The organism is Thermococcus aegaeus, from assembly GCF_055393685.1.
The window spans coordinates 74923-99320 of the sequence record NZ_AP042464.1; the positions used below are offsets into that span (position 1 = coordinate 74923).

Annotated in this window: 26 protein-coding genes and 1 tRNA gene; 11 read left to right on the top strand and 16 right to left on the bottom strand. The window is 41.8% G+C overall.

Going from position 1 to position 24398, the window contains the following annotated elements; all coding sequences use genetic code 11:
• Nucleotides 1-3 precede the first annotated feature (3 nt).
• Entirely contained in the window at nt 4-1590 is a 1587-nt protein-coding gene (locus ACZ5NL_RS00425; protein ID WP_464842353.1) for a hypothetical protein, read from the bottom strand.
• A 72-nt stretch (nt 1591-1662) separates the two neighbouring features.
• On the opposite strand from ACZ5NL_RS00425, the gene ACZ5NL_RS00430 reads away from it, so the two are divergent.
• Nucleotides 1663-2109 (top strand): protein-tyrosine phosphatase family protein, encoded by a 447-nt coding sequence (locus ACZ5NL_RS00430; RefSeq protein WP_464842355.1) that lies wholly within the window; start codon nt 1663-1665, stop codon nt 2107-2109.
• 165 nt (nt 2110-2274) lie between these two features.
• Nucleotides 2275-3411 (top strand): hypothetical protein, encoded by a 1137-nt coding sequence (locus ACZ5NL_RS00435; RefSeq protein ID WP_464842356.1) that lies wholly within the window; start codon nt 2275-2277, stop codon nt 3409-3411.
• Here the strand turns inward: ACZ5NL_RS00435 and ACZ5NL_RS00440 are convergent.
• Both ACZ5NL_RS00440 and ACZ5NL_RS00445 read right to left on the bottom strand, forming a co-directional pair.
• The gene (locus ACZ5NL_RS00440; RefSeq protein WP_464842358.1) at nt 3408-3980 is read right to left on the bottom strand and encodes a nitroreductase family protein; all 573 of its coding nucleotides are present in this window, start codon (nt 3978-3980) and stop codon (nt 3408-3410) included. The genes ACZ5NL_RS00435 and ACZ5NL_RS00440 overlap by 4 nt on opposite strands.
• A 9-nt stretch (nt 3981-3989) precedes the next feature.
• Nucleotides 3990-4736: an MBL fold metallo-hydrolase gene (locus ACZ5NL_RS00445; protein WP_464843496.1), complete on the bottom strand. Its 747-nt coding sequence runs from the start codon at nt 4734-4736 to the stop codon at nt 3990-3992.
• An 84-nt stretch (nt 4737-4820) separates the two neighbouring features.
• Here ACZ5NL_RS00445 and ACZ5NL_RS00450 point away from each other — a divergent pair, with 84 nt between their 5' ends.
• Nucleotides 4821-5297, top strand: a complete 477-nt coding sequence (locus ACZ5NL_RS00450; protein ID WP_464842359.1) for a DUF5615 family PIN-like protein — start codon at nt 4821-4823, stop codon at nt 5295-5297.
• Nucleotide 5298: 1 nt separating this feature from the next.
• On the opposite strand, the gene ACZ5NL_RS00455 is transcribed toward ACZ5NL_RS00450, so the two are convergent.
• From ACZ5NL_RS00455 to ACZ5NL_RS00475, 5 genes are all read right to left on the bottom strand, one after another.
• Nucleotides 5299-6285 (bottom strand): ABC transporter ATP-binding protein, encoded by a 987-nt coding sequence (locus tag ACZ5NL_RS00455; protein ID WP_464842361.1) that lies wholly within the window; start codon nt 6283-6285, stop codon nt 5299-5301.
• Between the two features lie 5 nt (nt 6286-6290).
• Nucleotides 6291-7250 carry an ABC transporter ATP-binding protein gene (locus ACZ5NL_RS00460; protein ID WP_464842363.1) on the bottom strand — a complete coding sequence of 320 codons (960 nt, stop codon included), beginning with the start codon at nt 7248-7250 and terminating at the stop codon, nt 6291-6293.
• A gap of 5 nt (nt 7251-7255) precedes the next feature.
• Nucleotides 7256-8104, bottom strand: a complete 849-nt coding sequence (locus ACZ5NL_RS00465; protein WP_464842364.1) for an ABC transporter permease — start codon at nt 8102-8104, stop codon at nt 7256-7258.
• A 10-nt stretch (nt 8105-8114) separates the two neighbouring features.
• Nucleotides 8115-9134, bottom strand: coding sequence for an ABC transporter permease (locus tag ACZ5NL_RS00470; RefSeq protein WP_464842365.1), 1020 nt, complete (start codon nt 9132-9134; stop codon nt 8115-8117).
• A gap of 67 nt (nt 9135-9201) precedes the next feature.
• The gene (locus ACZ5NL_RS00475) at nt 9202-10779 is read right to left on the bottom strand and encodes an ABC transporter substrate-binding protein (protein ID WP_464842366.1); all 1578 of its coding nucleotides are present in this window, start codon (nt 10777-10779) and stop codon (nt 9202-9204) included.
• A 224-nt stretch (nt 10780-11003) separates the two neighbouring features.
• Here ACZ5NL_RS00475 and ACZ5NL_RS00480 point away from each other — a divergent pair, with 224 nt between their 5' ends.
• A complete protein-coding gene (locus ACZ5NL_RS00480; protein WP_464842367.1) occupies nt 11004-11696 on the top strand; it encodes a 6-hydroxymethylpterin diphosphokinase MptE-like protein in 693 nt (230 codons plus the stop codon).
• 147 nt (nt 11697-11843) lie between these two features.
• On the opposite strand, the gene ACZ5NL_RS00485 is transcribed toward ACZ5NL_RS00480, so the two are convergent.
• A complete protein-coding gene (locus ACZ5NL_RS00485; protein WP_464842368.1) occupies nt 11844-13748 on the bottom strand; it encodes a S9 family peptidase in 1905 nt (634 codons plus the stop codon).
• A gap of 64 nt (nt 13749-13812) precedes the next feature.
• Between ACZ5NL_RS00485 and ACZ5NL_RS00490 the strand changes: the two genes are divergently transcribed.
• Nucleotides 13813-14124 carry a hypothetical protein gene (locus tag ACZ5NL_RS00490; RefSeq protein ID WP_464842369.1) on the top strand — a complete coding sequence of 104 codons (312 nt, stop codon included), beginning with the start codon at nt 13813-13815 and terminating at the stop codon, nt 14122-14124.
• On the opposite strand, the gene ACZ5NL_RS00495 is transcribed toward ACZ5NL_RS00490, so the two are convergent.
• Complete coding sequence (locus ACZ5NL_RS00495; protein ID WP_464842370.1) at nt 14107-14751, bottom strand: serine/threonine protein kinase; 645 nt, start codon at nt 14749-14751, stop codon at nt 14107-14109. The two genes, ACZ5NL_RS00490 and ACZ5NL_RS00495, sit on opposite strands and share 18 nt — an antisense overlap.
• A 58-nt stretch (nt 14752-14809) precedes the next feature.
• On the opposite strand from ACZ5NL_RS00495, the gene ACZ5NL_RS00500 reads away from it, so the two are divergent.
• Both ACZ5NL_RS00500 and ACZ5NL_RS00505 read left to right on the top strand, forming a co-directional pair.
• On the top strand, nt 14810-15715 hold the full coding sequence (locus tag ACZ5NL_RS00500) for an acetamidase/formamidase family protein (RefSeq protein WP_464842371.1): 906 nt from the start codon (nt 14810-14812) through the stop codon (nt 15713-15715).
• An 86-nt stretch (nt 15716-15801) separates the two neighbouring features.
• Nucleotides 15802-16029 carry an Lrp/AsnC family transcriptional regulator gene (locus tag ACZ5NL_RS00505; protein ID WP_004066764.1) on the top strand — a complete coding sequence of 76 codons (228 nt, stop codon included), beginning with the start codon at nt 15802-15804 and terminating at the stop codon, nt 16027-16029.
• 66 nt (nt 16030-16095) lie between these two features.
• On the opposite strand, the gene ACZ5NL_RS00510 is transcribed toward ACZ5NL_RS00505, so the two are convergent.
• From ACZ5NL_RS00510 to ACZ5NL_RS00525, 4 genes are all read right to left on the bottom strand, one after another.
• Nucleotides 16096-16782, bottom strand: coding sequence for a TIGR00153 family protein (locus ACZ5NL_RS00510; RefSeq protein WP_464842372.1), 687 nt, complete (start codon nt 16780-16782; stop codon nt 16096-16098).
• 5 nt (nt 16783-16787) lie between these two features.
• Entirely contained in the window at nt 16788-18014 is a 1227-nt protein-coding gene (locus ACZ5NL_RS00515) for an inorganic phosphate transporter (protein ID WP_464843498.1), read from the bottom strand.
• A 107-nt stretch (nt 18015-18121) separates the two neighbouring features.
• On the bottom strand, nt 18122-19717 hold the full coding sequence (locus tag ACZ5NL_RS00520) for a metallophosphoesterase family protein (RefSeq protein WP_464842373.1): 1596 nt from the start codon (nt 19715-19717) through the stop codon (nt 18122-18124).
• A gap of 12 nt (nt 19718-19729) precedes the next feature.
• Complete coding sequence (locus tag ACZ5NL_RS00525; RefSeq protein WP_464842374.1) at nt 19730-20239, bottom strand: hypothetical protein; 510 nt, start codon at nt 20237-20239, stop codon at nt 19730-19732.
• Between the two features lie 182 nt (nt 20240-20421).
• Here ACZ5NL_RS00525 and ACZ5NL_RS00530 point away from each other — a divergent pair, with 182 nt between their 5' ends.
• Nucleotides 20422-21567: a DEAD/DEAH box helicase gene (locus ACZ5NL_RS00530; protein ID WP_464842375.1), complete on the top strand. Its 1146-nt coding sequence runs from the start codon at nt 20422-20424 to the stop codon at nt 21565-21567.
• 10 nt (nt 21568-21577) lie between these two features.
• Here the strand turns inward: ACZ5NL_RS00530 and ACZ5NL_RS00535 are convergent.
• Nucleotides 21578-21655: transfer RNA gene (locus ACZ5NL_RS00535), tRNA-Arg, on the bottom strand.
• A 111-nt stretch (nt 21656-21766) separates the two neighbouring features.
• Here ACZ5NL_RS00535 and ACZ5NL_RS00540 point away from each other — a divergent pair.
• The 3 genes from ACZ5NL_RS00540 to ACZ5NL_RS00550 all read left to right on the top strand — a co-directional run bounded on the left by ACZ5NL_RS00540 (nt 21767) and on the right by ACZ5NL_RS00550 (nt 24001).
• Nucleotides 21767-22831, top strand: coding sequence for a DUF835 domain-containing protein (locus ACZ5NL_RS00540; RefSeq protein WP_464842376.1), 1065 nt, complete (start codon nt 21767-21769; stop codon nt 22829-22831).
• A gap of 67 nt (nt 22832-22898) precedes the next feature.
• Complete coding sequence (locus ACZ5NL_RS00545) at nt 22899-23804, top strand: MBL fold metallo-hydrolase (RefSeq protein ID WP_464842377.1); 906 nt, start codon at nt 22899-22901, stop codon at nt 23802-23804.
• 5 nt (nt 23805-23809) lie between these two features.
• A complete protein-coding gene (locus tag ACZ5NL_RS00550; RefSeq protein WP_464842379.1) occupies nt 23810-24001 on the top strand; it encodes a hypothetical protein in 192 nt (63 codons plus the stop codon).
• On the opposite strand, the gene ACZ5NL_RS00555 is transcribed toward ACZ5NL_RS00550, so the two are convergent.
• Complete coding sequence (locus ACZ5NL_RS00555) at nt 23990-24325, bottom strand: flavodoxin domain-containing protein (RefSeq protein WP_464842380.1); 336 nt, start codon at nt 24323-24325, stop codon at nt 23990-23992. The genes ACZ5NL_RS00550 and ACZ5NL_RS00555 overlap by 12 nt on opposite strands.
• Between the last annotated feature and the right edge of the window lie 73 nt (nt 24326-24398).

Sequence of the window (24398 nt, forward strand, 5' to 3'; positions counted from 1 at the left end):
TCTCTAACTTTTCTCAATCTCTACGACCCGTCCTTCGCTCATTTTTACAGTTACGTTATCCCCTTCTTTTAAGTTGAGAACTTTGAGGATAAGTTCATCATTCAGCTGATCAGCACTTAAATAGAGGGTTTCGTTTCCAATTATCAGTACCCAATGAGTGTTTCCGTTCTTAATGTATGAGTAAATTCCTCCAATAATCCCACTGATTTCCTCGACTTTGGCCCCCACTTGACCATACAGGAGAAATGCTCTAACTTCGTCTTCATTTTCAAAGATTTTCACTTCTTTGGTCTCTGCATTTACAAAGGCTATTTTTGCCACACCAGAGCCAGTTCCTGGAATTATTGCAACTCTCCACCAGAGTTCTCCATTTAGGAAAATTGGGATCGGCTCTACGGCCATAAACTGGCTCCAGTCAAAAGTTGGAAGGGCTTTTTTCACGTAATCTATGGCCTTTACAGGGCCGGTAAGAGGAGTTTCAAACTTTACTTGGCTCATTTCTCCAGTTTGAGCATTAATTAGGTATATAGCTGCTAATCCATGGGCCCTACCATATGGTTCCACAGCAATCATCCAGTATTCCTTTCCATCATTGGCAATCACTAAGAAGGGTTGCCTGTTCCCTTGACCGCTTACATCTATAAGCTCTATTTGGTTCTCGTGGTGGAGCCATAGGTTTTTTATATTGGAAAATACATTTTCTTTCCAGTAGTTTTGTGCATTGACGATTTTTCTTGTCAAAAGTTCTGGGAAAATTGGGAAATCTCTGAAGCGTTCATCTTTAATGGCCTCTTCTGGGGTTAAATCCTCAATGTTACCTTCTTCATCCACTATTAAAACCCCACCCCATGTAGGCACTGTGTAAAAAACACGGAAGCTGTATGAAATGTAGGGGACCACAATGTAGATTTTGCCTTTATAGTAAAGTGCCCTAGGGATGTCAAGGTCTATTAGATAGTGCTTTTTGTAGAGATTCCACTCAAGGTTGTCAAATATTTGCATTCCTGGCCCTACTTGAAGTTCATTCTCCACTCTTTCCATCTTGGCCTGTGTGGTGTTCATATCAACGAAAAGAATTCCCTTGTCCTTAAGCCGTATTGCGTTCCATGCTCCGTCTGGAACTATGAAAAAGCCCCAAACTGGGGTGCTGTCTCTGATAGTTAGATGTGCCCAACCCAAGGTGTATCTAGCGTATTCTATGGTGTCTACAGCATAACGATAAGCGGTTAACTTGGGGAGAATCCTTATTTTGCTGCTCGAAAGTTCGAGCTCGTTTGAAACTTGTGTGGGGTGGTATTCTTTGTAAAGGGCAGTGTTTGAAAGAGCTCCGGTGAACACTGAAACAACAATCAATAAAAAAATCACTACAGCAAAGATACCTCCTAATGAGGCGTTCCTTCTTGTGGGCTCTCCAACAAACTTTTTCTTGGAGCCATATATCGAAATGCCCGCTAACATGATAAAGAGGTATATTATCGTTGGATTTCTGTAAAAGCCCATGATAATTCCATGGAACCATGGCCTAAAGAACCAAAAGATTCCTATAAAAATCAAAACTGGCAGAAAGAGCCTGAGCTCTTCTTTTTTCATTTCCCTCACCCTAACTAGAGATCAGCGTAAGAGTTTATAATACTATCCAGCGAATTTTAGAGCGGGGTTAAAATGGTATATCCAAAGTTCATTGACGATAAAGTGGCTTTTTCACCTATGCCTTATCCGGAAGACATTCCAGAGCTTGCTGAAAAATTTGACGCAGTGGTTGTTCTTACTTATGAATACGAGCTGTATTATGACTTAGGAGAACTTATCAGAGAAGGTGTTGAAGTTCTTTACACACCAATAGAGGACTTTACAGCACCTACGCTAGAAAAGCTCCTTGAGATAGTTAGATGGATTCATGAAAGGGTTAAACAAGGAAAAAAAGTTTTAATCCATTGCCTCGGTGGAAGTGGGAGGAGTGGAACTGTTGCAGTGGCTTATTTAATGTATGCTTATGGGCTCTCTTTAAGAGAAGCCCTTGCAAAGGTGCGCTCTCTTAAACCTTCCGCCGTGGAGACTCAAGAACAAATGGAAGTGCTGAAAGAGCTTGAGGAGCATCTAAAAGGCTGAGTATATTATACCAATGTCAAAATTTGAGGTTCAATCTTAGAACTATTTTCGCCAAATTTTCGTTTTATTTTGAACAAAGGAAAAATATTTAAGGATGAACGTCCAAAATAGTAATGTAAGTCTCCAAAATCGGCTCACTCGGGCCCTTAATGGAGGTAAAGAAAGATGAGGAAATTCAACGTCTTGTTGGCTTTCTTTTTGGTTGGTCTAGTTTTTACAGCTGGCTGTATTGGAGGAGGAACAAAAACCCAAGAAACTTCTACCCCAACACAAACACAAACCACCACGCAAAGCGAAACCTCCACCCAAACTACAACTTCTTCTCCGACTCAAACTACAACGACTTCTTCCCAAACCCAAACTACCACAACTTACACTACAACCACCACAACTGAGGCTCCTACACAAACCACAACTACTCAAACTCCCACAGAGGAGGCTTATTGGAGACCATGGGAGTATGCTCCCTTTGAGCTTAATGGAAAAAAGTACGTCATAACCTATTACAAATACTACTACAAGGTTAAACCAAATCAAACAGCCCCTACGTATGAATATGAAATTGAAAAGAAGATTGGAAAGGAAACTATTCATGTGTATGGACAAGATATGCAAATGAACAAAAAAGATTTAGGTGAATTTGAGGTTTGGGCTTACCAGACTGTGGTTACCCCAATAAAGGCTGAAAGCCTGGAGAAAAAGCTAACGATAACAATATGGTACAAGAGCAGCCAGAGCACTGCCGCTATTTATCCATGGGATATCGCATGGTTTGCCGCCATATCTCCCTATGGAGGGGATGCCCAGTTTGTAGGAATGAAAATTGAATACAATGGAAAAACATTCGCATTCTATAACCCAACACCCTTCCAGAGCGGTTTGTTCCCCTACTTTGAGGGTGACAACGACATTCTGTCTGAGGTTGACAATGATTTGAGTTACCTTTACATGGGGTGGTTTGCGACAATTCACTTTGGAATCTGGTATGCATGGGAGGACTACAACTTACTCGTTCCCCAAAGCGGAACCTGGAGCGATGGACTGCACACATGGACTTGGGAAACAAAACCCGATGGAATCATTACCCTTGGTGGTCTTTCATTCAAGATTGTAGAGGCACAATGGAGCTATGCTGGAGCAGAAGGAGTTTCATTAAGTGGGAAAGGAAAGATCTCTCCTTACCTGCCCCTCGTGGTAGAGGGTGAAGGAACTTATGGGTATAAAGATCCAAAGACCAGTGAGGAATTCTACATATATGCATACCTAAAGCTCGAAGACCTTGGAGTAGAGCAGGTAAGCTAATCCTTTTCTTCAAATTTTTCAAAGCTGACAATCTCTTCGAGAGACTTTCTTTCATATTTCGGCTTTTCGTCGGTGGGATAACCTATTGGGAGTATCGTCTGGAGTTTGTAGTGTTTAGGACAATTTACGAACTCTTCAATCTCCTTGGGGTTGGGAGGAGTATAAGTTACAGTGCCGAGTTCTTCTTCCTCAAGAGCAAGCAAAAGATATCCAACAGCAAGCCAGGTAGATTGAACTGCAAAAGGCGCTCTAACATCAGCAAACACGAGAACAAGGTAAGGAGCCTCACTCAAAAAGGGCTTTTTCCATGTAAAGCCTTTCTCTTGTAGCCAGTCTCCAAGTTTTCCTCTCATCTTTTCGTAGAACTTTCTCTCTCCTCCCTCACAGATCTCTCGAATCCTCTTCTTCATTTCACTGCTCTCAACAATGATGAAGTACCATGGCTGGGCATTCATCCCAGAGGGAGCCTCTTTTGCTGCTTCCAGAGCTCTTAGGAGCTTTTCTATAGGAGGCCTCTCTTTTCTGAATTTCCTTACAGTTTTCCTTCTTTTAGCAAGCTCAAGTATCATCGTCTCACCTCACACATAAAAGAGCATCCCATCGTAGGCAACAAGGACTCTTCCGCCGTATTTATTTCTTACATACTCATCCAGCATTAGAAACGGGAGGTTCTTGTGAGATATGTGGCTTAAAAGTGTTCTTTCTGCCAGTTTAAGACCAATTTGAGCCCCTTCATCAACGTTGTTGTGATAAGGATCATCTATGCCCGGTGAATAGGTGGCATCCACAATAGCTAAGCGAAGGTTTTTCTTCTCTAATAATTCAAGTGTCTCTTTAGGAAGTCCCTTGGTATCATAAAGGACAGCTACACTTTTGTTGTCCTCCTCTATTAGGTAGCCGAGGGTCTCCACTTGGTGGTTGAGTTTTAGGCCAGTTATTCTAAGAGAATCAATTTTCAAGACATCGCCGGCTTTGATAAACTTTACATCGATATTCTTGGGATCGTTAACCATGAGCCAGTCCGCATCTCCTTTTGGGGCATAAAGTGTTGTTCTCTTGGCTATCCACCGGAGCTTGTATAAGCCATAAATGTGATCATGGTGCCAGTGAGTTAAGAGTATTGCTTCGAGAGGAACATGGAGCAGATCTCTAATATCTGTCCCGACGTCTATAAGAACAGCTTTTTTGTTTTTGGTGATTATAGCCAGAGTTGATGGTTTTCTTTGGGCAAAGCCCAATTTACGGGCTTCTTCGCATGTTTGGCATGTGCAGAGGTGTGCCGGAATTCCTTCGCTGCCTCCAGTGCCGATGAAGTACACTATCATTTGAGTCACCAGATTTAGAAGTGCTGAAGAGGTTATAAGGTTTCTTCCAAAAGAAATTTATTGTTTCACTCTAAAGTAGCGTTGATGAAAGGGAAAAACACAAAGTTTATTGCCGACATGATGCTCGGAAGACTGGCGAGATGGCTTAGGTTATACGGTTACGACACGCTCTATGGGATAGAAGATGACGAGGAAATTCTGAAGGTGGCCAAGGAGGAGGGTAGAGTAATTTTAACGAGGGATGAAGATCTTGCAAAAAGGTTTGAAAATTCCATTCTTATAAAATCCAATAAGTTTGAAGAGCAGGTAAAACAGCTTATGGAATTGGGGTTTGAGTTTAACGAGCTATTTCCAGAAAATGCGCGATGCCCAAAGTGCAATGGGTTAATAAGGAGGGCCAAAAAAGAAGAGATCAAGGGAAAAGTGCCGGAGGGCGTTTATGAGGATTATAATGAATTCTACATCTGCACCCAATGTGGTCAAATCTATTGGCCCGGAAGGCAATGGAAAGAGATGGTAAAAATCGATAGAAAGCTGAGAAACTTAACGGAAAAAAAGTAGGTCAAATGAGAGGGTGATAACAGGCAACAAAGTGTTCTCTGCTTATTTCTATAAGTTCTGGCTCTTTTGTTCTGCACTCTTCTGTCATAAGTGGACACCTTGGGTGAAATCTACACCCACTTGGAGGATTAACCGCATTAGGGACTTCACCTGTTATTTCTATCTTCTTTTTCTTTTCCCTCCTAACGATTGAAGGAACAGCTTGAATTAGTGCCATTGTATATGGATGGGCTGGATTTTTGAGAACTTCTTCTGTTGGCCCCACTTCTACAATTTTCCCTAGATACATAACAGCTATTCTATCAGCTATGAGCTTTGCAACAGCTATATCATGGGTTATAAAAAGCATGCTTAAGTGATATTCTTGCTTAAAGCTCTCAAGAAGTTCTAGGATGGATGCTCTCATTGAGACATCAATCATGGAGACTGCTTCGTCTGCCACTACAAACTCTGGTTTCAGTATCATGGCTCTGGCTATGACGACCCTTTGCCTTTGTCCACCACTCAAATGGTGAGGATATCTTTCGTAAAACTCTTCTTCGGGGGTTAAGCCCACTCTGCGAAGCATTTTTAGAGCCATTTCTTTCGCTTCTTCTTTTGTTGCGAGGTTGTGAACCAAAAGGGGATGGGCAATTGCATCTCCAATTTTCATTCTCGGACTCAGGCTTGCATACGGGTCCTGAAAAACCATTTGCATTCTTCTCCTGTAAGGTCTCAAGGCCTCGTAGTCGAGGTGGGTAATGTCCACTCCATCAAAGATTATCTTTCCATCAGTGGGTTCAATAAGTCTTAGAATAACCCTGCCCGTAGTAGTCTTCCCACACCCACTTTCTCCAATTAACGCAAGGGTTTCACCTTTTCTTACCTCAAAACTTATTCCATCAACGGCCTTGACGTATTTTTGAGGCTCTTTTCTAAGGGTCTCCAGAATAGTCCTTTTGACTGGGAAATATTTTTTGAGGTTTTCAACTTTGAGTATGCTCTCCATTTTTATCACCTGTACAAGTGACAACTTACGAAGTGTCCCTTTTCAATTTCAATAGTTTCAGGTTCCATAGAGTCACAAACCCCCTTTAAGTCAACTTTTTCCCTAAACACCGGACATCTTGGATGAAATCTACATCCACTTGGAGGATTTCTGAGATCGGGGGGATAGCCAGGTATTGCTTTTATCTCTCTTTCACTCCATAAATCAGGAACACTTGCAAGCAGTGATTGGGTGTAGGGATGAAGGGGATTTTCAAGAATTTGTTCCACTTTCCCAAACTCCACTAGTTTTCCTGCATACATCACAGCTATTTTATCGCTTCTCTCTGCCGCAAGGGATATATCGTGTGTCACAAAAAATATGCTTGTCCCCTCTTTCTTGAGATTTTCAATAAGATCCATAATTGCATCCTGCACTATAACATCCAGAGCAGTTGTAGGTTCATCTGCTATAAGGAGCTTTGGATTGAAAGCCATGGCAATAGCTATGGCAATTCTCTGTCTTTGACCTCCGCTGAGCTGATGGGGATAATACCCCATTCTATCTTCCGGAAGGTTTACCTTCTTAAGCAGTTCCTTGGCTTTATTATATGCTTCATCTTTTTCCATGCCATGTTCTGTCATAACCTCCACTATTTGGTCGCCGATTTTTCTCAGAGGGTCTAAACTCGTCATAGGATCTTGGAACACCATACTAATTTCTTTTCCTCTTATTTCTCTCAGCTCATCTTTCGTCAATCCAAGCAAGTTTTTTCCTTCAAAGATAATTTCCCCATTAACAATTTTACCAGGAGAGGGGACGAGGTTCAAGAGGGCGTAAGCTACTGTAGATTTTCCACTTCCACTTTCCCCAACAAAGCTTACCCATTCTTTTTTGTCTATTGTGAAAGAGACATTTTCAACTGCTCTTACAGTGCCGGCAAGGGTGTAATAATAAATGCTTAAGTTTTTTACCTCTAGCAACATTTTGATCACCTCGTCCCAAGAGAAATTCTTTCACTTAAGGCTTCTCCAATTAATGCAAATGCCATTGCCAAGAGCATTATCATGATTCCCGGGAAGAACACAAGCCACCAGTAGCCGTCCAAGAGGAACGGTTGTCCTACTCTTAAATCATATCCCCAATCTGGAGTCGGAGGTGTCACAGATAATCCTAAGAAACTTAATCCTGCCTCTGTTAGAATAGCATCTGCAACGCTTAAAGTGAAGACGACTAATACAGTAGGTGCCAAGTTAGGGAGGATATACTTAAACATTATTTCCCTGTTCTTTGCTCCCAAAGCCTTAGCAGCCTCGACAAACAGTTGCCCCTTTAAGCTTAGTGTTTGTCCCCTAACCATTCTGAAATACGTTGGGACATATACAAATGATATTGCAACAGCAGTGTTTACAGGACTTGGACCTAGGACTACGGCAATAACTATTGCAAGTATAAGTGCCGGAAATGCATAGATGCTATCCATGATTACGCTCAGTACTCTGTCTATCTTTCCTCCGTGGTATCCAGAGATGAGGCCCAGAGGAACACCTATACTCATAGAAAGCATAGTGGCTATAAACACAACATAAAGAACTACTCTTGACCCCCAGACTATTCTTGAGAAGACATCTTGCCCTAATCTGTTTGTTCCCATTGGGTGCTCCTTGCTTGGTGGCGCGAAGCTATCCTCCGTTGTCTTTGTAGGATCATATGGAGCTATAAACGGTGCAAAAATCGCCATTAGGATAACTATCAGCACTATTATAAGTCCAAACAATAAGAGTCCTCTCCCAGGCTTTTTATCAAAGATGAATCCTGTAATTTTGGTTATTAGTTCCATTTAAATCACCTCAGTATTTAACCCTTGGATCCAAGAGTGCGTATACAATATCTACTATCAAGCTGATAAGTCCCACAAAGAACGCAAAGAATACTACTGCACCTTGGATAGCGTTGTAATCTCTGTAATCAATCCTATCTACTATGAAAGTCCCCATTCCTGGCCAGTTAAAGGTTGTTTCAGTCAAAACTGCACCGCCAAGTAAAATTGCAAATTGAAGTCCCATTAAGGTCACAACTGGAATAAACGCATTTTTCAAAGCGTACCAAGTAACCTTCCAATCCCTAACTCCCCTAGCATAATAGGATCGGATAAAATCTTGGCTAAGGACATCAACCATGTTGTTTCTAACAAGCCTTGTGTATGCCCCACTAAGTACTATGCCTAATGTTGTTGCTGGAAGTATAAGGTGCCTTATTGCACTAGTAAATGCTTCCCAGTTTCCAGTTAATATGCTGTCCAATACATAAAGGCCGGTTATTCTTTGCAACTCTATCCCGGGATCTATTCTCCCAGAAGTTGGAAGTACATGAAAGTGTATACCAAAAACGTACTGAAGCATCATTCCGAACCACGGGATGAAGAGAGTATAAGCTATTATACTGTAGAGCCTCATTGTAGTGTCAATTTTTGTACCTTTCTTTGTCGCTGCTATAGTTCCAGTCAAAAGTCCAAGGAGAACGCTTACAGTGAATCCAAAAATAGTCAATTCCAGCGTGGCCGGGAATCTCAATTTTAGATATTCAACAACAGGCTTTCCCATAGGGAATGCTAAAGTTACTCCAAAATCCCCATGAAGCATCTTCCAGAGATAATCAAAGTATTGAACATACAAGGGTTTATCAAGCCCGGCCATTTCCATCAAATGCTGGAGCTGTTCAGGAGAAATATTCTTGGTTCCAACAACAGCTAAAACAGGATTTCCAGGTAAAATTCTAAGGAATATAAAAACAATTGTATACAGGATCAAAATTGTTGGGATTATCATGAGGCCCCTTATCACTATGTATTGACCGATCCCACGAGTCATTTGACCACCACCTTGATTTATTGCAATCCAAAAATTCAAATTCAAAAAAAAAGGGAAGAGAAGAAAGTCAGCTCTTCTCCTTATAAATGGTGGAGTATTTGAATATCATGTCTGGCCCTATTGTTACGCCCTTGACATTTGGACTGGTCACAACAAAGAGCTTTCCTTGTATCAAAGGTATGTAGGGAACTTCCTCGGCAAGTATCTTTTGTACCTGTTCGTAGAGCTTAGTCCTTTCATTTTGGTCTGTGAGCGATTGGGCTTTTGTCAACAACTCATCAACGGTTGGATTTGCATATCCTGTTCCAGCCCAGCTGTTTGCAGTGCTCTTTAAGAATGGAGTTGTGTAATCGTCTGGATCCAAATAGTCTGGGTACCATCCAAGGAGGTATACTTGCATCTGTCCTTTTCTTGCATAATCTACGTACGTTCCCCACTCGGCACTCTTAATATCTACTTTTATTACCCCGGTTCTCTCCCACTGCTCCTTAAGCACTTGAGCAAGGTCTGCTTCGGTGTCACCATAGTGAGTTGGAGTGTACCAGAGCTGTATCATTAGCGGATTACTTTCGTCATAACCTACCTCCTTGAGCAACTTCTTAGCGAGATCAATGTTGCCATCACCGTATTTCTCTTTGAATGCGTCTATGTGAGACCACATTCCATTTGGAATCAGACTGTATAGTGGCTCAACTGTCCCTTTGAAGACTTTATTTGAAATTTCCTGTCTATCGATTGCTGCTGCCAGAGCTTGCCTTACTTTCACGTTGTTTGTTGGCTCAGACTTTGTGTTAAGACATACGTATCGTATAAATCCTCCAGGTACCTCAATAACCGAGTATTTGCCCTCACTCTTCAAACTCTCAATATCCGTTGGCCTTAGAGTTCTCCATGCAATGTCTATTTCGCCGTTTTGTAGTGCCAGCCTCATGGTTGAAGCGTCTCTATAGAACTTGATTATTATTCTCTTGGTCTTGGGAGGCTCTCCGTAGTAGTTTGGATTGGCCTCGAGGACAAGCTCTTCATCTCTAACCCACTTGACTATTTTATACGGTCCAGCTCCACCTGCAGTCTGATCACTCTGAATTTCATTTGGAGAATAGCTTGGATGAACTGGGAAATAAGGTGGTGTTGTTAAAAGTGCTAGGAAGTAGGATGTCGGCTGTTTCAGGTAAAACACAACTGTGTAATCATCCTTTGCCTCAACTTTTTTCACAAAGTCGGTAACAAGCCATGAGGGATCTCCTTGGATTGTCATTACTCTCTCTATGCTTCTTACAACGTCTTGAGCTTTTAGAGGTGTTCCATCCGCAAATTTAAGGTCTTTTCTAAGGTGGAATGTCCAAATGGTAGAATCTTCATTTACTTCCCAGCTTTCGGCAAGAGCGGGTTCTATCTCTAGAGTCCCAGGTTTGTACTTAACAAGCCCCTCCATTATGTTGTTAAGGACTTCCCATGTGTAGAAATCGTATGCATTTGCTGGATCTAAGTCTGTCACTTTATCTGTTACTCCTATTACTATCTGCTCTGCATATCCTGCTCCACTCGTTTGGGTTGTCGTTTTTTCTCCTCCTATACATCCACTAGCCACTACACTAAAAACAAAAATAACCAACAATGCTAAAGATAGTACTTTACTCTTCATAGAGATTCACCAAAGTGTATTTAAGAGGAGCTATGTATTTAAAATTTTTGTAGTCATTTAGATGGCAAAATCGCTAAATTGGAGAAATTTTTACTTTTTTGTAAAAGTCGTCTGATGTTCAAACAGATACAGGCGAAAAATTACTCTAAAAGTATTCTTTTTTGCACCCTTTAATTTTCTTTTACGACAAAACTTCTATAAAGTAGAATGCCATAGATAAGCATATGAAATGGACAGATTGGGAACCATTTTACACTCAAATCGTCAGTAAAATGGGCTACGATAGGGAAAAAGACAGAGAGGCTGCATTTCTATTGAGGAAACTTTTGTTAGAGAACAAAAACTACATTTTGGTTAAGGACATTAAAGATAGAATTAAGGAAAAGGTCCACGTTTTTGGAGCTGGACCGAGCTTGGAGAAAGCTCTCGAGAATAGAAACTTTAGCGGGACGTTAATAGCCTCCGATGGTGCAACTTCAGCTCTTCTGAAATATGGTATTACTCCAGATATCATTGTCACGGATTTGGACGGGAGGTTCGAAGACATAAAGAGATCAAACGCACTTGGGGCTTACGTTGTTGTTCATGCTCATGGAGACAACATGGACAAACTTAAAGCCTATGTACCACAACTTAAGAATGTCTTGGGGACTTGTCAAACAGAGCCTCTGGATATTGTTTATAACTTTGGCGGCTTTACCGATGGGGACAGAGCTGTTTTTTTAGCAGAAGAACTTGGAGCAAAGGAGATAACCCTCGTTGGTTTTGATTTTGGGGAAATCGTCGGAAAATGGAGCAAGCCGTATTTGGAGGAACACAGCCCGGTGTGGGAAAGTAAAAAGAAAAAGTTCGAAATAGCACAAATGCTTCTGGATTGGCTCAAAAAGAATGGGAGAGCGAGGATAATAGAGCTTTAAGCTCGGCCACTCCCGTATTCATCACGAATCAGATGGTCAAAACCTCATCATTGTCTAAAAATGTTACCTCTTCAAAAGATTTAAGTTTTATCAACGTTAACTCAACAAGGGCTGGACATGCTTGTCAAAAAATAAGGAAAAGAAAACTCATTCTTTCTTTTTGTCTCCACATCCCTTCAGAATCTTCTCCACATCAAAGCCCTCTTCGTACTTCTTTAGCTTTCTTTCAAAGAACTCCATAAAGAGCTTGTATCTCTTTGCTCTGTGTCTTGGAGAGCCTCTCAAACTGTGGCCGTGGGCACCGCGTTTGAAGATTGCAATGTAAGCCTCCTTACCTAGATCCTTAAGCACGTGGTAGAACATCACGCTCTGATCGAGTGGGCATCTGTAGTCTTCAAGGGAGTGAATCAGTAAGAGCGGAGCTTTAACGTTTTCGGCGTAGAATAATGGGCTCAACTTTTTGTAGTTCTCGTTTTCAAGGGGGTTATCACCTATAACCTCCTTGTCAAACCATAAGCCTATATCAGAAAAAGCATAGCTTGTGAGCCAATAGCTTATGCCGTTCTCACTTATCCCGGCTTTAAAGAGATCGCTCTGCGTTACAGCCCAGTTTGTCATGAAGCCACCGTAGCTTATGCCAGTTATTCCAACCCTATCCTTATCTGCTTGGGGCTCAAGTTTAAAGAACTCCTCCACCCCATTGAGAATGTCTTGGAAATCCTCTAACCCTGTCCTCTCAAGAACCCTTAGAGCAAAGTCCTCATCATAGCCGTTGCTCCCTCTTGGGTTAACGAAGACCACGTAATAGCCCTTATCAGCCATTAACTGCATCTCGTATTTAAAGTAATAGCCGTACATCCCCTTAGGGCCGCCGTGGACGAACACTATAACGGGAGCTTTTTCTCCTTCTTTGATGTCAGGCTTAATATACCAACCGTCAAGCTCTAAATCGAGGCTCTTGAAACGGAAGTGCTTTATTGGCCTTGTCTTAAGCTTCGCAAATATCGGCCCGTTGTAATCTGTTATCTGCTTTAACTCCCCATCCCACAGGTAGACCTCTCTAAGCCTTGTGTCAGTCTCCTTGAGGAGGACTACCGTTCCATCAGCACTTACATCAAATCCCATTACCCAAGAGTTGTCCTCAACTATTGGGGCTAAATCCCCTCCTTCGAGCTTGTAAAGGCTTATTTTACCTTCTCTGGCCATGGTGAAGTAGAGATTCCCTTCCTCATCGAGTCTCCCCTGTCCGTTGTTGTAAACAAAGCGCTCCGTTAGAGGTTTGACTTCTTTTCCATCCCAGAGGTAGAAGAAGTCATGTTCGCTTCTCTTCTCCTTCTTTGGCTTTCCATAGAGTAAAACTAACGCTCCATTAGAGTCAACGGCAGCATATGAAACCCCCTCAAAGAGTTTTTCGCTCTCTCCATCCTTGTAAATATAGATGTCGTAGAACTTGAAGAACTGAAGCTTCCCGTCCATTCTGTGGGGGACGTTGTAGATTACTTTATCTCCGTGCCATACTGCGGAAGAGAACCTCTCTGCCTCAAACTCTTCAAGAACTTCTTCACTCTCAGTGTCCACTATCCAAAATGTTGTCTTTTCACCGTCAAAAAAGCCTCTAGCATCGAACCACACAGGGACATCGTCTTCAAAGACAAAATCCTCATCATCTCTTCTTTTGAAGCCAGTTATCAAAATTCTCCTATCATCTTTATTCCAGCTTACATCGAGGATATTCTTTGCCTCAAGAACTTTCTTTCCACTCATTGAGCTTAGATCATAAAGCCACACTTCTGCAGTTTTCTTTTCTTCGTTTGGTCTTACAAAGGTTATTTTCTTTCCACTCGGAGAAAAGCGGGGCATTGATGCGTTTTCAATAAATCTTTTCCCGCCCTTTTCGAGTTCTTCAACAACTATGGTGTTCTCATACTTGTTGTCTTTTAAGTTTGCCTTTGTTAATACATATGCAATTTTCTTTCCATCTCTTGATATCCTTGGGTCGCTCAGATAAGCAAACCTAGAAAATGTGTTTTCATTCCATTCGATCTTATTCATAACGCTATCACCTAAATATAAGTAACCCCTAAATTATTTAAAGTTATTTGATGACCTATACTTCATGAGGAGTGAATATGCTGTCTTGGGGATACTTCTAATCGGCCTCATTGTTTCAATCATCACAAAAAGCTATGTTGGTGTGGCAATTGCTGCCTTGGGGATACCACTGTATCTTGCTTACAGCTCTAGAGAGATGAACATTCTTGCAAGATCTAGAATTTTTGATCGAGATTTGTTTGTGATGATCGGTATAACGATTTTCATAATCCTTCTCTTTGAGTATCTTATTGATCCAAGAATAGGTCTCATCATCGCGGCGTTTTTGATTCCCCTCTCAATATGGGGATGGGACAAATTAAAGACTAGAAAGTAACTCTTTGATCTTTTCAATGTTTTTCGTCTTCTTATACTCTCTCAGTGCTTCTCGTAAAGAGTTTAAGAAGTGTTGATCTAAGTGAAATTTCTCTCGAACCCTCTTTGCAACAACGTTATCGTTGAGAAACATCATCGCCATAGCAGAAGTTACGTTTTTTGGCTTTCTAAAGCCAGCTTTTTCAAAGTCGATTATCCAGACGGTATCGTTGATTATGATGTGCTTTCCCCCCTGTATTTGTCCATGGTCAATGCCTAGAATATCGAGCCGATGCGTTTTTTCAAGTATCTGAAGTATGTGCTTTTTTTGAGGAGTTGAGTATAGCAACGGCTCACCTTCAGCAAATTCTCTAACGAGAAATTCCCTCTTCCCAAAAATCCCGTAATCAATTAAGCGCGGTGTTATTCCTTCTCCTTCAAGAAACCTCAAGATCTCCGCTTCTCTCTTAAAGTTCTTTCTCGGTGAATCGGGTCTTTCAAGCTTTATAATGACCTTCCTTTTCTCTGCCTTTCCAGTAAACACTATGCTGGTCGTTCCTTTGGAGTAGAACTTTTCGAGCTTAATCCCTCTTTTCTTGAGAAACTCTTTGAACTTCTCGAGTTCTTCCTGACTTATAAGGTGCTCCATTTTTCTTCCCCGATAGTTTAATTAACTCTGTCGGGGTATTTTAAAGCTGGTGGTGTGCATGCTCTTCATAGACAAGTCCAAGCATATATTTGCCTTTGGACCAAATCTCAGGCCAGTTGCGGAAGCAGAAGATGGAGAAATAGTTGTTTTTGAAACTTTGGATGCCCTCTCCAATCAGATAACCTCGGAGGAGCAGACTCTTGAAAGCATTGACTTCTCAAAAGTGAATCCTGCAACGGGACCGCTCTACATAAAAGGTGCTAAACCCGGAGATGCATTGAAAGTTGATATTTTGGATATAGAAGTGGCAGACAGGGGAGTAGTTGTCATTGCACCAAAAGCGGGAGTTTTAGGGGACGAGGTCAAAGAGCCAAAAACTAAGGTCTGCAAAATCAAAGATGGCCATGTTTATTTTGGAGATCTTAAAATACCTGCAAAACCAATGATAGGAGTTATCGGTGTTGCATCTCCAGAAGAAATTCCTTGTGGAGAGCCCGACAAACATGGTGGGAACATGGACACAAAGCTCATAAGAAAGGGCACTACTCTTTATCTGCCTGTCTTCGTCGAAGGAGGATTGTTGGCTATTGGAGATCTACATGCGGTGATGGGAGATGGGGAAGTTTGCGTCTCTGCCTGTGAAGTCTCCGGAAAAGTGACGGTAAGAGTTAGCCTCGTAAAAGGAATGGCCCCTCAATATCCAGTGCTTGAAACCGAAGACTCACTGTATATTCTGGTCTCTCGTGAAGACTTATGGGAAGCTGCAAAGGAAGCAACGAATCTTGGGGTTAAGGTTCTCCAAAAGACCTTAGGTTTAAGCTGGGAGGAAGCTTATATGCTTGGAAGTCTCATTTTGGATGTTGAGATAAGTCAGCTGGTAGATCCAAAAAAGACCGTGAGAATTAGAATTCCAAAGAGATACATGTCGGCGAAAGAGGCTTTAAGGGCTTTATCTTTAGAATAATTAGCTCCCCCTAATTTGTCATTTTTTCCTTATTGGTGACGATAACCTTAAATACTCAAAAAACCAAATATTATTGGTGGTAAGCTATGGTGACGGCGTTTATTTTGATGGTGACGGCCGCTGGAAAGGAAAGGGAAGTTATGGAGAAACTTCTTACCTATCCAGAGGTAAAAGAGGCGTATGTGGTTTATGGAGAATACGACCTTATAGTTAAGGTTGAAACCGATACGCTCAAAGATCTTGACCACTTTATAACAGAAAGAATAAGGAAGATGCCCGAAATACAAATGACCTCAACCATGATAGCTATCTGAGGTCTTTCTCTTCTTACTTTTCCTTGAGAACTGAACAAAAACTTAAAAAACAGAAAATGGGGAAGTTCATTTATTCATCATCAATCTTATTCTCTCTGCTGCGTCTTTTGCCCTATCCGATATGTTGCTTAGTGTTTTTGCAATGTTGAGAAGGTACATTCCAAGTCCCCATTCTAATCTGGCAGAGTTCTTGAAAATTATCTCCATGAATTTGGTATCTAGTTCATCTATCTTGTGCTCAACGCTCTCTATTTCCTTGATTATTTCGTACTCCCTCTGGATTTCTCTCTCACCGAATCCACTTTCTATAACCCTGTCCATTTGGACTATCGCTTCATAGACAAGTTTTGCCGCTTTAATGCTTTCCTGACTCATCTTCATTATTAAGCTTCTCACTTCGTCTTTGAGGTCTTCAGGAGTATCGTTTGGATCTCTAACTAGAAGCCATTTTGCGGTGTTTTCAGCTGCATCCGCTATTTTATCCTGCATCTGAAGATATCTCAAGATATCTCCTCTGTTAACGGGCATAAACAATTTTGAACTTAGGCTATCCCTTATTTCCTCTTTGATTTTGTCGGCGAAGTCCTCGAGGTCGTCCACTTTCCTAGCGTATTCTCTCATTGTCTCATATTCTCCTCTCTCCCATGCCTCAAGGGCCTTTTCAAGAGTCTCCACAGTCTCTAAAACAACTTCAGCGTGCTTTATTAAGGGCTTAAACGGACTTTTAGCGAATAATTTTGTCCAGACTTGCATCATTTTCACCCCACAATCATGAGTATCTTAAACACAACACCCGCAATTATAGCTGCTACAGGAACTGTAACAAACCAGGATATGACTATATCCTTAACGATTTCTTTGTTTATTGCTTTTACCCCTCTTGCCAGTCCTACACCTATCACAGCCCCAACAACGGTGTGTGTTGTGGAGATTGGCAGTCCCAACCAAGAGGCTATCAGGACTACTGTTGCAGCGGAGAAGTCTATGCTAAACCCTCTTGTGTTTGTTAGCTCGGTGATTTTCTTTCCAACCGTTTCCATAACTTTGTATCCGTAAGTTGCTACTCCGATAGCTATTCCCAAACCGCCCATCGCTAAAATCCATCTCGGCACAGGAACCTTCATTCCAGCTAGCCCCATTGTTGCTACTGCATAAACTGCTGCAACTGGCCCGACTGCATTTGCAACATCGTTTGCACCGTGGGAGAGGGCAACGTAGGCAGAGGTTAGCACTTGAACCCTTCTAAATATTGCCTCAGCCCCCCAATATGGATCGGTTGCTTTGAAGTTCCTTCTCAAAAGTGCAAAGCTGACTAAAAACGCTCCAATCCCAGCTGCCAGTCCGTATCTACTTACCGCAATGAAGAGGGACTTTCCATGCATAACTTTGATATAAAACATTGAACCTATGACGACAAATGCAAGCCCTATCCACACAGGTGCCCATTTTTTGGCGCTTTCTATTGGGTCTTTTTGCTGAAGTATGGTTTTAGAGACGAGTTTTATGACGACGAATGCAACTATTGCACCGAATATTGGGGAGAGTATCCAGCTGGCAATTACTTGTGCCATCTTGCCCCAATTCACTATAGATGAGCCCGCATATACCATCCCATAGCCGACTATACCGCCTATGATGGAGTGGGTCGTTGATACTGGCAATCCAAACTTTGATGCAAACAGCAACCACAATGAAGCAGCAAGAAGGGCGGCAATGGATCCATAAACAATAACATTGGGATCGCTTATTTGAGATGCATCTATTATCCCCTTCCTTACAGTTTCGGTAACGCTTTTTCCGAAGAGGTAAGCACCTGTGAATTCAAGCACACCTGCTATTACAACAGCCTGCTTTGGAGTTATTGCCCCAGCTCCAACGGCAGTACTCATCGAGTTTGCGGCATCGTTTGCACCTATCGCCCAAGCCATGAAAAGTCCAACAGCAATTGTGATGAACAGCCATGGATCACTAAGCAGCTCGATCATTTTCATCACCAGAGCAGGCTAACATATGATCCATATAAATACTTTGCCGCAATAGAATATAGCTGAATACATTGAACTATATAGACTATATATAAAAAAGAAAAAGGTTATTCAACTTTCACAGGCTCTACAGTTATGGTGTCTCCAGCCTTTATCCTTACATAGTGGTAAAAACCTCCCTCGTCGGGCTTTGCGTATGGTGGTGCTCCTCCGCCACCTGTTATTACCATCTCCACACCATCTTTTTCACCGTACCAGTATATGTGGATGTGCCCAAATACTCCAAAGGCGTTGTATTCCTTCATGAGCTCTAGGAGTTTTTTTGCGTCTGCTGGATTCATTGCATGGTCTCCCTCAGGTCTGGGGTCTATTGGGGGAGTATGCATAACTATAACGGGCCTTTTACCTAAGGCTTTGGCTTTTTTAAGCTCTTTCTCAAGCCACGTCCATTGAGCGGAGGTAAGCTTGTAGTTGTTCTCAACGTTGTTGGCAAAGATAAAGTAGTAACTGCCTAAGACAAAGGAGTAATCCGTTGGTCCAAAGAACTTGTGGTAGATGTTCTTGCCTTCTCCTTGGTATTCATGATTTCCTGGAGCGACAAACACGGGCTTGTTGAACTTCCATTCTTTCAACAGCTCTGCCCATTCTTCAACTTTTCCCGAGTAGACCAAATCTCCGCTGTCGATTATAAACGCACCTTTATCCTTGTTCATGAGATCTCTTATCTTGAAGAATACCTCCGGTTGCTTTGTCCCGCTTCCAGGTCTGTGGTCTCCAAATGCCAAGAACGTGAAATTCTCTACTTCTCTGGGAGTTATAGAAAAGTCTTTACTAGTAGTAACTTCTATCCAAGTCTCCCCTATCTTAGCACCGCTTGGATACTCAACAAACTGAGGATTTATGTTCTCAATTATGTAGGTTATCTGGACACCCTTTGGGTCCTTGACTTTAACGCTTACGTTGAATCCAAGGGCTTTTATGTGAACTTTTGAACCATTTACAAGTCTTATAAAGCCTCCGCTTACAGTTATGTTTTCCCCTTTAACGATTCTCCAGCTGTAAATGAATGGCTCTTCCACGTATATCTCTTTTAGGAGCCAGTATTCGTCCTTATCTTTTATCCCGTCCCAGTCGTTATCCCCTATTACTTTGACGACTACTCCTTCGAAGTCTCCTCTCCTCAGAACAACGGAGGGATTTAATTTTCTCCCCTCTTTTAGTTCTTTTGCAAATTTTAAAGCTGCTCCTACTCCAGACTTTCCATTTCCTGTAAAAATAAGTCTGTCCTTACCGTTTTCTTTATACGCTATTATCGTTCCTATCTCCTCACCAACGAATTTAATTCCAGACTTGTAGACCACATATCCAAAATACTCCCTTGGAGTTGTGACGATGGGTTTTCCTCTAAGGAGCTCCCTTGCATCTTCTGGGGATAAGATCGCTATACCGCTTTCAAACTCGTCTTTAACTTTTATCTGGGCATTTGGGAAGTAATGCTTCGCAAGCTCTTCATACCCTTCGCTTACATACACTGTTTCGGTATTGAATATCTCCGCCCATTTTTGGATTATCTCTCCCCTGTTGTAGGAGCTGAAGTCGATTCCTTCTTGAGTAGCTGTGGTTGAAGTTGTGGTGGGAGTCTGAGTACATCCGACTGCAAAGACTAATAGTCCTATGAATAAGATAGGCAACATCTTTCTCATTTCGGTCACCACCTATAATTCATCTAATCCACCTTTTTTCTTAAATCTCTTTTGAAGATTCTTAAGAACAAAAAACGGACCAATGACAATTAAGAACGCACTGCCAGTGCCGATCAACAAGGCTGAAAATTGAGAACGCTTGATTAAATAAACCCTTCTAACAACGAGGAGTTTAGCTGGCAAAAGATAGCTTTGGGAATTATCGTAGTATATTTGATACACTCCTTCTTTAGGGGTCTTAAAGTGCAGATATAAGCCTTCCCCATTAATCTCTTTCCCAGAATCTTTTTCTACAGCGTAAAGGACAACGCTCTCGTTGCCACATTCCACAGTAGCGTTTACTTCAAAAAGAACGCCCTTTGCAAGTTTCCACTCTTCCATAAACACATGGCCGGGCTTTATCGCTATTTCATCCTCCCACTGGTTGTATAACCCATAAGTTTCTCCAAAGTTCATGCCTATAGCTATTAATAGCCCTCCAAATATAAATGGAAGTACGAAAACTTTCCACCCCTTACTCACATTCAGCACCTTTATTGTTCAACACTTTGAGAGTTAAGAACTTTGTCTTTTGCAAACGTTTATAAGGAGGTGGGGATTAAGAAGAATGCAAAGAAAAATCCAGTTAGAGCGCGGAACATTAAAATCATCCAATAATACGCTGTTCTGTTCTCTAATGGACGCAAATTTGAGGAGATGTAAGTATGAGTTTTGAAAAGTTAGGACTATCAGAAAGCAGCTTAGATGCTATACGGAGAAAAGGATTCAAAAAGCCAACCGATATTCAGCGAGAAGTTATTCCAAGACTTCTAAATGGTGATAAAGACCTAATTGGACAATCACAAACTGGAACAGGTAAAACCGCCGCGTTTGCCCTTCCATTGATAGAACTTATAGATGAAGAGATAAAGGATGTGCAGGCAATAGTAATAACCCCAACAAGAGAGCTCGCACTTCAAGTTGCAGATGAAATAAGGTCGCTTAGAGGAAAGAAGAGAGTCTACGTTCTCCCACTCTATGGAGGCCAGCCGATAGGACCTCAAATCAAAAATCTAAGGAAAGGGACCCACATAGTTATTGGCACCCCTGGAAGGATAATAGACCACATAAAGAGAGGCACCCTTTCACTTAATGGTGTGAGCTACTTTATACTAGATGAGGCAGACAGAATGCTGGATATGGGCTTTATAGAAGATATCGAGAAAATTTTAAGGTACACAAATGAAGAGAAAAGAGTTTTGATGTTTTCTGCGACTATCCCAAGGGAGATACTTCGCTTAGCAAGGAGATATTTGAAAGAGTATGAGCTCATAAGGATTCAGGAGAAAAGTCTTGCTCCAGAGCAGGTCGAGCAGTGCTACTTCGAAGTGCGCCCAAGTAATAAGTTTAAGCTTCTGTGCAGGATCCTTGATGATGAGAACTTTTATGGAATAGTGTTCTGTCAAACGAAAAAAGAGACAAGGGAACTGGCAGCTAAGCTTAAGGCTAAGGGATATAGCGCAGAGGCTTTGAATGGGGACATTCCTCAAAAGGGAAGAGAAAGAGTTCTGAATCGCTTTAGAAATGGAAAAACTAGAGTTCTTGTAGCAACTGACGTTGCAGCAAGAGGGATAGACGTTAAAAATCTGACGCATGTGATAAATTATTCACTCCCTCAAAATCCAGAAGCTTATGTTCACAGGATTGGCAGAACTGGAAGGGAAGGTAAAGAAGGGAAAGCCATAACATTTGTTGCTCCTTGGGAATCTCCAAAATTGAGGGACATTGAAAGAGTGGCAAAGGTAAAGATCAGAGAGATGGAGTACCTAAAAGGACATAGAAGAAGAGAAAGACTTTCAAGAGCTTCTTGAAATTGTAAATTGGCGGGCCCGGCGGGATTTGAACCCGCGACCTTCGCCTCCGGAGGGCGACGCTCTATCCAGACTAAGCTACGGGCCCTCGATAATATCCAGAGAAAATTGAATTAAAAATCTTTTTCCCTTCTGACCAAAACCTTTTTAACTCTTTTCCACACTTCAGTGTGAATTACTTCAAATATGGTGTGGTCATATGAACGAGGGATACCTAACTCTCTTTGTTTATGTCTTAAGTGTATTCATAGCCACTGGAACCCTGGGAGTGCTTATTTACTCATATCTGAAGCACAAGATAAAAGCCCTCCTTTTTTGGTCAGCTGCATGGGTGTTTTTCATACTGATGCAGGTGGCGTTTTATACCGGGAATAAAGAAGGAGTTGCACTCTTTTACTCTTTCTTCTCAGGGACTCTGATATATGGAGCCCTAGTCTATCTCAAGGAATACGGAGATATTAAAACCTCAATAAAACCTGAGTTAATAGGGATTATCCCGCCAGTATTTGCCATCTATGGAATGTTCTTAGTTCATTTAGGGCTCTCTTATAACTTTTTCTCTATTGAGGTGCCATTTGTTGTTCTTTCAGGGATATTTTTCCTATTTTCTGGCTTTGTCTTCTTGGCAATAGGTAAAAAGAAAAAGAGCAGTCTTCATCTAGGCATTCTGACAATTGCTTTTAGTGTCTTTGTTCTTCTCTATCCAGTAAGGCTGAGTTTCCCACACCTTAGTTTTGTATGGATATTTCTTGGCACTGCACTATCTGTATGCATGGCACTCCTTATGATAAACCTTGTAACCTCCAGAGAATTTTTGTTCTTTGAGGAGCCTGTGGAGCTAAAGGTTGTTTTGGAACCTGGTGCCAAACTGATAAGCCCAAAAGAGTACGAACAAATAAAGGAGAACCTTAGGGATTACCCCGTGCTGGCATTTGTTAGAAGCTTAAACATCCCGAAAAAATGGAATGCCTACTATCTAAGCACCGAGGAGCGAGAGGGTAGGCTTTCCCCTACAAACCTTGCTTACATGGCTCAAATGATAAGTGAGTACTTTAGGGAGGCAAAGAAAAAAGGCCTCGAAGGAGTAGTGGTAATAGACTGCTTGGAGTATCTGTCCATGTACAATGGCTTTGAGTCTATTGCGAAATTTTTAGCTGCATTAAAGGACTTTGCACTGATAAACGAAGGAGTGCTCCTTGTAGTTATTGAGGAAGATGCTTGGAACAAACGTCAGCTTGCAATCCTAAGACGCATTTTCAGTTAAAACTTTTAAGTTATAACTTCAAAGTTAAGTTTAAGAAATCCGGAAGCCTAAAACTTAGGGTGGCCCTATGAAGATTATCCCACTTGCCTCTGAAAGCCTGGGTGTTAGAAGCCTCGCAACGTTCTTAGTGATTGGAGAAGTTGGCATTCTTATCGATCCTGGGGCGGCGTTAGGCCCAAAGCGTTATTCCCTCCCTCCAGCCAAAGCAGAGCTTGAAGCTCTGCAAAAGGCAAGAGAAAGAATACAGCGTTATTCAAAAAAAGCTCAGATAATAACAATCTCTCACTACCATTATGACCACCACACTCCTTTCTTTGAGGGAATTTACGAAAGCTCTTCTCCTGAAAAAGCAAAGGAACTCTACAGCGAAAAAACCCTTCTCATAAAGCACCCTACGGAGAACATAAACTTCAGCCAGCGAAAAAGGGCATGGGCTTTCCTTAAGGAGGCTGAAAAGATAGCGAGAAAAATTGAGTATGCTGATGGAAAGTTCTTTGACTTTGGGGATTTCATAATCGAGTTCTCCCCAGCCGTCCCCCATGGAAGTGAAGGTTCAAGGCTTGGATTTGTTGTAATGGTTATGGTAGATGATGGAAGGAGAAGAGTAATTCATGCAAGCGACATCCAGCTTTTAAATGAAGCTTCTAAGAAATGGATAATTAGGCAGATGCCCGATATCCTAATTACCGGAGGCCCCCCAACATACTTGGAGGGCTACAGGGTTAAGGAAGCATGGAATACTGGACTTAAAAACCTCAACGAGATAATAAAAGAGACGAACGCAGAAATTATCTTAGATCACCACCTGATTAGAGATAAGAGGTACCCTGAATTTTTTGCTCAGCTCGAGAAAGAGCCCCTGACATTTGCTCGCTTCTTAAAAAAAGAGGATAGCCCTCTGGAAGCCTACAGGAAAGAGCTGCACAAAATTGAGAAAGGAGAAGATGTCGAGATACCTTTTAACATTGGGTGATGGCCATGAAGATACTGGAAGAGTTTGGGACTCTTTTTCTGATAGTGGGTCTTGCCATTGCAATGGCATTCCTAATAATCCTCACGAGAGTCCTCGCAACATATACCAACATATTGATAACAATGATTGGGATGGTGGTCTTTGTAGGCCTAATAGGGCTCATCCTGTGGCTTCTAGATAAGAGGTCAAAGATCTAAAAGCCTGAAAGCCCATCTCCTTGCTTTTTCTATTTCTTTCTCCGGCATATTTCCAATGCCGCCTCTTAGCACGAGGGTATCCACGATTTCTCCGCGAATTTTCTCCCTTAAGGGTTTTATATAGTGGTTCTGAATATGCCACCTAACAAGACTCCCAAACGCAACCGCAAAGCACACAATAAAAATTGCCACCTTTTTCTTCTCGAGCTCATTGGAATGCTTTTCCAAAAACTCAAGAACACTCTTCATAGGTCGCTCGTAGTAAATTGGGGCCCCAACAATAACGAGCTCACAGTCTTCGAGGGTTGTGATTTCCTGTACCATTTTTACCTCTACACTTACTTTTTTCTTTTGAAAGCTTCGCCCTTTAGAGTGAGATGCGATAATTGGAAGTTTA